Genomic DNA, 9163 nt, shown 5'->3' with positions numbered 1-9163 from the left:
TGCCGCGCAGCACCTCGCCCAGCGCCTCTCCCGGGGGCTCCACGACGTCGGTCAACTGCACCTGAAACGGCTTGCCCTGCTGGTCGAGACGCTGGATCCACGCCATGTCGCCATTGCCGAAGCGCACCAGAGCACCGACCGGGCGCAAGCCGAAGCGCTGGATATAGCGCTTCGCCCAGCGTGGGTCGAACTGCCCGGGATTGCTCAGCAGATGCCGATATACGGCATCGATGCGCCAAGCCGGCCGGTCGGGCCGCTCGCGTCGCATGGCATCGACCACATCCACCACCGCACTCATTCGGGACAGCTCCTGCAACTGGTCGCCATCATGTCCGGCCGGGTAGCCACTGCCATCCAGGCGCTCGTTGATCCCGCCCACCACCGCCTTGACCACCCCGGCCGACAGCCATTGGCAACCGGCCAGGGCCTGGTCGAGTAATGCAACATGCATCTTCAACTGAGCATAGCCGCCCTCGTCCAGCGAAGTGGCCGAGAGCAGGTTTCCGGGAATCAACCCCTTGCCCAGGTCATGCACCATGGCGCTGGCCGCCAAGGCCTTGCGCATGTCCCGCGGGACCGTCGCGCCATCGGCCAGGGCCAGGATATGTGCCGCCACCGATAGCCCATGGCGCACCAGCAGGGGCTCTCGCGCCAGGCAGCGGGTGGCGAACAGCAGCGCCTCCATGTCTTCGTCGGCCAGCATCAGCAGCATATCGGCGTGCCGGGAGAGCTGTATCGAGTCGATGCCCCCCCCCTGCTGCAACTCCAGCAGCTGGGCGTCCAGGTAGCCGGCCACCCGCGACAAGCGCCGTGCCATGGGGGTGGGGTAGCTCAGCAGGTTGCGTCGCCCCACCGGCGCCGCAGCAACCGCCTGGCTCTGGAATAGCATGGAGGGCAGGCGCCCCACATCGGCCTCCTCCACATAGCGGGACGACTCCCGTTCGATCTCGCGCACGAAGAACCACAGCTTGCGCTCCTGATCGGCCTTGCAGCCTCGAACCGGAAGCCGACGCGAATCGTCTGGCGATCGGTATCGGCTACGGTATGACAGGCCGTCGCCTTGATCGCAAAGCGTGTGCCATTGGGAAAGCAGAGCTCTATCTCGACCATCGGTGTCGTGGACAGCAGCGACGCCGCCGAGGCCGGCAGCTCGAGCTGACACCCCTGCTGAGAGAGATCCTTGAGGTCGCCCTGGACGGTCGCCTCGCCTTCGCCCCGCAGGATCGCACCCACCTCCATGCCCAGCCGCAAGCGGGCCCGGAATGCCTCGCGCCGCTGCATCTCTTCCAGATAGAGGGGGTATTCGCAGCGACAGATCACCCTGCCCGCTACGGTTTCCGTTTCCACCACCTTGAGCAACGGCGTGCGTACAATCTTCCCGTGAACCTGCCCCAGCAAGCGAAACCCGACTCCACGCCTGAGCTCACCGCCGATCTCACGCACCGCGGTGATATCCATGCTCAGCGACTCCGCGGGCACCTGATCCATGAGCACCACCGGGAGCGGCGTGCTTTCGGGCTTGTCAAGCAGCAGCGATGCACCGCCCGGCTGAATCAACGATTCCAGCAGCGATTCGATTTCCGCGGGACTGCCGACTCGAACAAAGTCATCTAGCGCCTTCGCCATCCTTGCCTCTTCTTCTATCCGGGCCAGCCCAGCTATCCAGGCCGGCCCGAGACTATGTCAATGTACCGATCGTACGGCCCAAACAGGAGCAGGCCGGAACCATGTGATCTGCGCCCGCTGCATGACGTCCACCCAGGCCTTGCCGTTTCCGTCGTCAACGCTATTGATGGAACGCGGCCTGTGGATCAGGGGGCTCGGGGGCCACCTGGTGATGCTCGATCATGTAGCGCTTGAGCCCATCCAGCGGCATGGGCCGGGCAAAGTAGAATCCCTGGAAGACATCGCAGCCGTGTTCGGCCAGAAAGTCACGCTGGGCATGCTCTTCGATGCCTTCCGCCACCACCTTGAGTCCCAGGTGATGGGCCATGGAGATGATCCCCTGGACGATGGCGCTGTCATGGGGGTTGCTGGTGACGTCACGAATAAAGCTGCGATCGATCTTGATCTTGCCGATCGGCAGTTGCTTGAGATAGCTCAGACTGGAGTAACCGGTGCCGAAGTCGTCGACGGAGACCTCCACCCCCATGTCCCGCAGCTTGTGCAGCGTAGCGATGGCGGCGGCGGTATCGTTCATCAGGATGCCCTCCGTCAGCTCCAGTTCGAGGTAGTCAGGGGACAGACCGGTCTCCAATAGCGCCTGCTGCAGGTTGGTCATGAAGTTGGGGCGGTGGAACTGCAACGGCGATAGGTTGACCGAAACCCGATGGTGTCCGTAGCCCTGCGCTGCCAGAAGACACATGTCGAGACAGGCTCGTCTCAGCACCCATTCGCTGATCGGGCCGATCTGCCCGGTATCCTCGGCCAGGGGGATAAAGAGCCCCGGCGAGAGGTAGCCCTTGACCGGGTGCTTCCAGCGCACCAGTGCTTCAAAACCCACCACGCTGCCGTCGCCGGCATTCAGCAGCGGCTGGTAGTGCAGCTCGAAGTTCTCCGCCTCGATGGCTTCCTGCAGGTCGTTGCGCAACGCCATGCGGGAGCTCACCTCATCGTTGAGATCGCTGGTAAAGCACTCCCAGGCATTGCGCCCCTTCTGCTTGGCCCGGTACATCGCCATGTCCGCCTGCTGGATCAGTTCCACCGGGTTCTCCAGCCCCTCGTACAGGAAGGCGATCCCCACACTCGCTCCGATATAGAGCTCCTGCTCGGCGATACGGTACGGCCGACCGACGCAGGCCAGCAGCCGCTCGGTGAGCCGCAAGGCAGACTCCTCCCGGCTCAGTTCCGGCAGCAGGATCACGAACTCGTCGCTGCCGAAGCGGGCCAGCGTATCGCCGGGGTCCAGCTCATCCGCCAGGCGCTGGGCGACCTCGATCAGCACCTGATCCCCCACTTCATGGCCCAGGCTGTCGTTGATCGGCTTGAAATCATCCAGATCGAGGAACAGTACCGCCAGGTACCTGCCATGCCGCCGTGCCAGCTGTACGTCGTGCAGCAGGTGATCTTCGAACAGCGACCGGTTGGCCAGGCCTGTCAAGGCATCGTGGCTGGCATGGAAGGAGAGCTTCGCCTCATAGGCCTTACGCTCCGAGATGTCGTGCTGCACACCGACGAAGTGCGTCACCATACCTGCCGTATCACGTACCGGCGCCAGGTAGAGGTTGTTCCAGAAGGGCGAGCCATCCTTGCGATAGTTGCATAGAGTGACGTTCACCTCTTCGCTCTCGGCGAGGGCACGGCGAAGCTGCTCCACCGAGTCGGGATCGGTCTCGCGCCCCTGCAGGAAACGGCAGTTGCGTCCCAGAACCTCCTCTCGTGAATATCCGGTGATGCGCTCGAAGGCTTCATTGGCATAGATGATCGGCATGCCCGCCACCTGGGCATCGGCGATGATCACCCCGTTGATGCTCGCCTCGACACTACGCTGCAGAATACGCAGCTCGGTTTCATGCCGATGGCGCTCGGTCATGTCCTTGGCAATGCCATAGAAGCCGATGACACGCTCGTTGACGACAATGGGTAGATTGGTCAGGTCGAGATAGACAGCGGCCCCATCCTGCCGCTTGAGGGCCAGTGAATAGCGGAAGGCTTCGCCCTTTCCGGCATCCTGGTAGAGCTGCGCAATGCGCGCCTGGTCGCTCGGCTCTATCAACTCAGCGAAGTGCGAGCCGATCAGCCGCTCCAGGGTGTAGCCGGTAGTCTTGCAGCAGGCATCGTTGGCGGTCAGAAAATAGCCCTGCAGGTCGAGGGAGAAGACCGCATCCGGATGGTAGGTGAACAACGAGCGGTAGCGCTGCTCGCTCTCGCGCAGGGCACGACGGTTCTGTTCTCGCTCCACCGCCAGGGAGACCAGTTCCGCCGACTCGATGATGCGTCGACGGTCGGCGCGGGTCGGCTCTCCCGGCGTCCGAAAATAGGTGCCGAAGGCGCCCAATAAACGCCCATCGCTGGCAATCACCGGATAGGACCAGCAAGCGCGCAGGCCGTACTCGGATGCCAGGTCATGATAGCCGGCCCAATAAGGATCGGTGGCGATGTCAGCGCAGACCACGAAGTCCCGGATATGGGCGGCCCGGCCGCAGGCACCCGCCCCGGGCCCACGCCGACCCCACGCACCGCTTCACAGTAGCGCTCGGGCAAGCTGACCGAGTAGACGCTCTCCAGCGATTTACGATCGTCACCACAGAGCATGATAGAGCACAGGGAACCGGGCGCCTGGGACTCTACCATCCGGCAGATCGCCCTGAGCGTATCGGCCAGCGGCTGATCGCGGGCGATCAGGGTCTGTACGCGCTGCTGGGCGCGAAGGTGTCGCTGGGTTCGAGCCAGGGAGACCGAGCGTCGGCGGCTCAGGCTTGCCATGCCCAGGCTGAAGGCCAGCAGGTAGCTGAGAATCAAGCCCCCGATCGCCACGTTCATCGGCATCAAGCCACCGATGGCCAGCGGGCCCGCGGCGGCGTCATAGACTCGCGCCTCGACGGTGACCCCGCCCGGCAGCACGATCAAGACTTGATGAAGCTTCACGCCTCGTTCGCGCTCGTCACCATGATTGGCAGCCAACGGACTGCCCCGCCGGTATAGCGACAGCATCAAGGGCGTCACGATGGCGCGAAGCTCCTCCCCCAGCAGGCGCTCGAGGTCGAGCACGCTGACCATCTTGCCATTGCCCGGCCTGGGCAGCGGCACCGATACCAGTGCCAGTTCGGGGCTCAGAGCGTCAGGCAGAATCCAGCGCGGGTAATCGCCACCCACTGCCAACCAATCCAGCAGCCAAGCGTCGTCCTGTCGAACCCAGCCATGAAACAACAGCGAGCTGCTCCGATCGCGCCCCCAGCGGAACCGCTCGCTCTCGTCCTGCCAATAGAGCGAAACCAGGCTCGGCATGTCGCGAAAGTAGCTGTCGAACTCCGTCTCGCGGTATGGCAGCGGCGGGCGGCCCGCAAAGTGGTCCCAGCGCTCGGCCATGCGCTGAAGGGTCAACTGCTCCGTATCGAGGGCTCGCTCAGCCGTGATCTTGAAGTTGGTCAACAGCTCCGTTGCATGACGCTGCTTGGCGTCGTACTGCTGCCAGGTGAGGGAGTACCAGGCCAGGCCACTTGCCATCACCCCAGCCGCCAGCGCCAGCGCCATGACAGGACTGAGTAGCGGCGGCGCCGAGGCGCGACGCCCGATAAGAACCATGGCTGAACCGCTCAGCAAAGCGGGCAAGGCGGTAAAGGGCGTCGTGAATGGCGTACCCCAGGGGCCCGGCATGATGACGTCTGGCCAGATGACCTTGGCCAGACTGATGCCCCCGGTGGACACTACCACCAGCCCCCCCAATACCCAGCCCAGGCGTGCCCGGCGGGTCGCCTTGCCCGCCAGCAGGCACGCCGACACCGCCAGGAGGGTAATGCTGGTGGAAAGCGCCACCGGCACCGGCCAGATTTCCACTGCACTCCAATGCCTCTCCGGGAACAGGGCCAGCAGGGGGGCATACAACCCGAAAGGCAACAGCAATGCCCCGCAGAGCTGGGCCCAGCGGGGCCGATTCAGCATGGTTGCGAGCAAGCCGCCCCCCACCAGCAGCATCAAGGGCAGGCTAGCCCTGGAAGGGTTCCAGTCCACCGGCAACTGCCAGGTCGCCAGACCGTTGAACACCGCCATGACCATGAGCAGTATCGGCACCAGAATCAGCCAGGTGTGAAGCGCCACCTGCTGAGAGTTATTGGGCATATCGCCCCCTGCTCGTGAATGAGTCCTGTTGGTCGACTTATCGGCCGCTAGACAAAACTCTTGAGGCTCTCTTGAGGCTCTCCTGGAAATGGAGAGGATCGGGTGCCCTCAGGCAGGGCCTATCTTCCATGGCGGCAGGGGGAATCTTGTCAGGCGAGAGGCGGTGACTCGGCGGCAACGACGCGATTGCGCCCGACGTGCTTGGCGCGGTATAGCGCCTCGTCGGCCCGCTTGAGCGCCTCCTGGGCGGGCTCATCCTGCATCAGTTGGGTGACTCCTATGCTGGTCGTCAACGAAATACGCTGCCGTTCACGGTCGCGGAATTCGAAGGTCTCTACCGCAAACCGGATACGCTCCGCTATCTCCATGGCCCTGGCCTGGCCGCTGCCGAGCAGCAACACCACGAACTCCTCGCCACCGTAACGCGCAGTACAGTCATGCTTGCGCGTCTGCCCAACCAGCACCTCGGCGAACTGGCACAGCACGCCATCGCCCACGGAGTGGCCATAGGTGTCATTGATCTGCTTGAAATGGTCGATATCGAGTATCAGCAGCGAACAGGGTACGCTTCCCGCACTGTCCAGCCCTTCCGTATCCCGCTGCCAGGCCTGGATCTTGGCCAGGTGTACCTCCAGCGCACCGCGGTTGAACAGGCCCGTCAGCGGGTCGTGGGTAGCCTGACGATAGAGGCGCAGCAACAGGCTGAGCTGGAAATGATTGGCCGCCAAGGAGACCGCCAACAAGCTCGACAGGAGCCAGAACGCTTCGGCACCGCGCCCGGTCAACCAGCTACCGTCGACCATCTGGGAGAACACCTGGAGAGCCAGCATGGCGATGCCGGCGAGCAGCGACTCCAGGATCGTGAAGGGAAAGACGCTGAGCGATGCCACCAGCAAGAAGGGAATGAAGCCGTAGCCCACCAGGTTATGCAGCTCATGCGGCGGCAGCATGAGCAGCACCAGGCCATAGAATGCGGCGGGCAATGCCAGCAGCATGCCGGCACAGAAGCGGATGCGACGAATCCGCTCCTGGCTGTAGAGGGCGAGCAGCAGTACGGCAACCAGGCCCAGGATCAGCACAACCCGCCCGATCAGGGTGTACTTGAGCAGCTCGGTGGGCAGCACCAGGGCATCCACCACGATCCACAGCGGGGAGAGGATGGCGAAGATGATGCCCAGCGCCAGCACACGGCTGCGAAGGTAGCGAGAGTGGGCAAAGGCGAAGTCACGGGAGTGATGATGGCGGCTGAACGTATCGCGCAGCGAACTGAAGCCGACGAATAGTTCATGGCCCGCCTCGGGCGGTTCGGCCAGCCTGTCCAGGCGACGCGTGCGGCGCTCGTCGTCTCGTCTTTGCTTCAGTTTGCTGAAAAGCATCGAATGACCTCTAGTAGACCGGCACCTGTACATGAGCGGCATCCAGCACAGACCTGCGCCCAAGTATGCAATTGTAACAGTACCGCCGCCGGGAGGATGTTACGGATTTTTGATCTATAGCAAGAGATATCAACTACCTGGAGAGCCTCTGTATCGCAATGAAGCGTCCTGCATCGGTAAAGGTCAGCCTAAAACGACCGTGCACACCGTCCCGGGTCACCACCCGGCGCAGCGCCTCGGCGGGAAAGATCACCTTCCTGCCATCCAGGCTATGGGTATGCACCTGCCCACTCGGCCTCGTAATGGGCCAGGCAGGCAGCATGGGAAAGCTCGATCACCACGTCGATGGTGGGCATGGATTGTCAGCTTGTCGTCAACGCAAAAGTCGCCAATACTTTACCCCATTCGCCCCGCCCTACGGACATTCACCATGCAGGCATCCACCGTCATCGGCCCCGTGCCTTTCTCTTCGACCAGCTGGCAACCCGGCGGCGGCCATATCGGCAACGCGAGGCAGCCCGTCGCATTGGTGAACCCGGCCATGGCGAGGCCAGTGGCAGGGCCGCCGAGGCAGCCTCCCGGGGCAAGGTCGCCGAGGGCGASGCSGCGCAGCAGCCCAGTGGTGAAACCCTGAGCCAGGAAGAACTGCGCCAGCTGGAGCAGCTCAAGACCACCGACCGCGAAGTCCGCCAGCACGAACTGGCCCACCAGATCGCCGGCGGCCAGTACACGGGCGCCGTCAGCTACCAGTTCGAGCACGGCCCCGACGGCCAGCGCTATGCCGTGGCCGGGGAAGTCTCCATCGACTACGGCCCGGTGCCCGGCGACCCCCGCGCCACCATCGGCAAGATGCAGCAGGTGATCAGTGCCGCACTGGCCCCGGCCGACCCGTCTCCCAAGGATCACCAGATCGCCGCCCAGGCGCGACAATACCTGCTCACCGCCCAGTTGGAAATGGCCCAGCAGGCCAGCGCACGACACAGCGCCGAGCGACCCGAGCCCAATACCTCAACACCGCCGGAGAGCCAATCAGCCAACAGCAGCGCCACCCTGGAAACCGGCAAGACATCACTCTCCAACTACGACATCATCGCCCGCACCTCCTTCGCCAGCGGCGGCACCGCCAAGCTGAGTGGCAAGGCATAAACCAGCTGCCTTGCCACCCACCCTTGCCCTGGCCTATATCAGCCCTGCATGACAGTGCACGCACCCAAACGTCCTGGCCAGGAGCTGTTCCTGTTCAAGTGCCGGATAGGAGCGGTTTTGGTAAGCGCGTCTCGTCATGACATACGGTTTACGGCACAAACTGTATAACAGCAGACGCCCCCTCTCCATGCCTGGAGCCAGGGGTCGCGCGCGCAAAGATGATGAACGAGTCGCGTTGATCGATACAATTGAAAAATCACTCGAGAATGGAACTTGCCCTGGAGCTTGACGATGGCCACTTCTCACTTCCCCGGCCCTGAAATCCTCACCTTCGGTGAGGCCATGGCCATGTTTGTTGCCGACACCTCCGGCGAGCTGGCCGAGGTCGAGTGCTTTCACCGCCGTATAGCGGGAGCCGATACCAACGTCGCCATCGGCCTGGCTCGGCTCGGCTTTCGAGTCGGCTGGCTGAGTCGTGTGGGTGAGGACGGCTTCGGTACCTTTATCCGACATACCCTGGAAGCCGAAGGCATTGACTGCCGCCACCTCTACACAGATCCTGATCATCCCACCGGACTGGTGTTCAAGGAGCGCGCCCTGGGCGGCGCCGACCCCAACGTCACTTATTTCCGCCAAGGCAGTGCAGCCAGTCACCTGACAACTGGCGATGCGAAAGACGTTGACTTCACCGCCCTGCGTCACCTGCACGCCACCGGCATTCCTCCCGCTCTCTCCCCCAGCGCCCGTGAGCTGTCACTGCACGTGGTGGAGCAGGCCCGCGCCGTCGGTGCCAGCGTTTCCTTCGACCCAACCTGCGTCCCAGCCTATGGTCGAGCGAGGCCGACATGCGCACCACCCTCAAC

Annotated in this window: 9 protein-coding genes; 2 read left to right on the top strand and 7 right to left on the bottom strand. The window is 63.4% G+C overall.

Features of this window, described 5'->3' with window-relative positions:
* The 6 genes from Q427_RS33010 to Q427_RS00900 all read right to left on the bottom strand — a co-directional run.
* Positions 1 to 946: HD-GYP domain-containing protein (locus Q427_RS33010; protein ID WP_331280502.1), on the bottom strand; the 946-nt coding region annotated here is incomplete at its 3' end.
* Positions 832 to 1626: a PilZ domain-containing protein gene (locus Q427_RS33005; protein WP_231613295.1), complete on the bottom strand. Its 795-nt coding sequence runs from the start codon at positions 1624 to 1626 to the stop codon at positions 832 to 834. The genes Q427_RS33010 and Q427_RS33005, both read right to left, overlap by 115 nt.
* A 160-nt stretch (positions 1627 to 1786) precedes the next feature.
* Positions 1787 to 4114: a bifunctional diguanylate cyclase/phosphodiesterase gene (locus Q427_RS00915; RefSeq protein WP_231613294.1), complete on the bottom strand. Its 2328-nt coding sequence runs from the start codon at positions 4112 to 4114 to the stop codon at positions 1787 to 1789.
* Positions 4018 to 5778: a hypothetical protein gene (locus Q427_RS33000; RefSeq protein ID WP_043510286.1), complete on the bottom strand. Its 1761-nt coding sequence runs from the start codon at positions 5776 to 5778 to the stop codon at positions 4018 to 4020. Before Q427_RS33000 ends, Q427_RS00915 begins: the two co-directional genes overlap by 97 nt.
* 149 nt (positions 5779 to 5927) lie before the next feature.
* Positions 5928 to 7154, bottom strand: a complete 1227-nt coding sequence (locus tag Q427_RS00905) for a GGDEF domain-containing protein (protein WP_051496019.1) — start codon at positions 7152 to 7154, stop codon at positions 5928 to 5930.
* A 133-nt stretch (positions 7155 to 7287) separates the two neighbouring features.
* Positions 7288 to 7476, bottom strand: coding sequence for a DUF2835 family protein (locus Q427_RS00900; protein WP_331280501.1), 189 nt, complete (start codon positions 7474 to 7476; stop codon positions 7288 to 7290).
* 32 nt (positions 7477 to 7508) lie between these two features.
* On the opposite strand from Q427_RS00900, the gene Q427_RS00895 reads away from it, so the two are divergent.
* Entirely contained in the window at positions 7509 to 8300 is a 792-nt protein-coding gene (locus Q427_RS00895; protein WP_051496018.1) for a putative metalloprotease CJM1_0395 family protein, read from the top strand.
* Positions 8301 to 8333: 33 nt separating this feature from the next.
* Here the strand turns inward: Q427_RS00895 and Q427_RS30855 are convergent, their stop codons facing one another.
* Positions 8334 to 8438: a helix-turn-helix domain-containing protein gene (locus Q427_RS30855; protein WP_231613293.1), complete on the bottom strand. Its 105-nt coding sequence runs from the start codon at positions 8436 to 8438 to the stop codon at positions 8334 to 8336.
* A 153-nt stretch (positions 8439 to 8591) separates the two neighbouring features.
* Between Q427_RS30855 and Q427_RS00890 the strand changes: the two genes are divergently transcribed.
* Positions 8592 to 9163: sugar kinase (locus Q427_RS00890; protein WP_331280500.1), on the top strand; the 572-nt coding region annotated here is incomplete at its 3' end.

It is taken from the genome of Halomonas sp. BC04 (assembly GCF_000568385.1).
Note: the sequence above shows the minus strand (reverse complement) of the source record. Positions and strands in the feature narration are given on the sequence as shown.

Excerpts from the sequence above, each read along its gene's own strand:
- Q427_RS00905 (WP_051496019.1), bottom strand. The coding sequence starts at position 7,154 with ATGCTTTTCAGCAAACTGAAGCAAAGACGAGACGACGAGCGCCGCACG.
- Q427_RS00900 (WP_331280501.1), bottom strand. The coding sequence starts at position 7,476 with ATGCTGCCTGCCTGGCCCATTACGAGGCCGAGTGGGCAGGTGCATACC.
- Q427_RS33005 (WP_231613295.1), bottom strand. The coding sequence starts at position 1,626 with ATGGCGAAGGCGCTAGATGACTTTGTTCGAGTCGGCAGTCCCGCGGAA.
- Q427_RS30855 (WP_231613293.1), bottom strand. The coding sequence starts at position 8,438 with ATGACGAGACGCGCTTACCAAAACCGCTCCTATCCGGCACTTGAACAG.
- Q427_RS33000 (WP_043510286.1), bottom strand. The coding sequence starts at position 5,778 with ATGCCCAATAACTCTCAGCAGGTGGCGCTTCACACCTGGCTGATTCTG.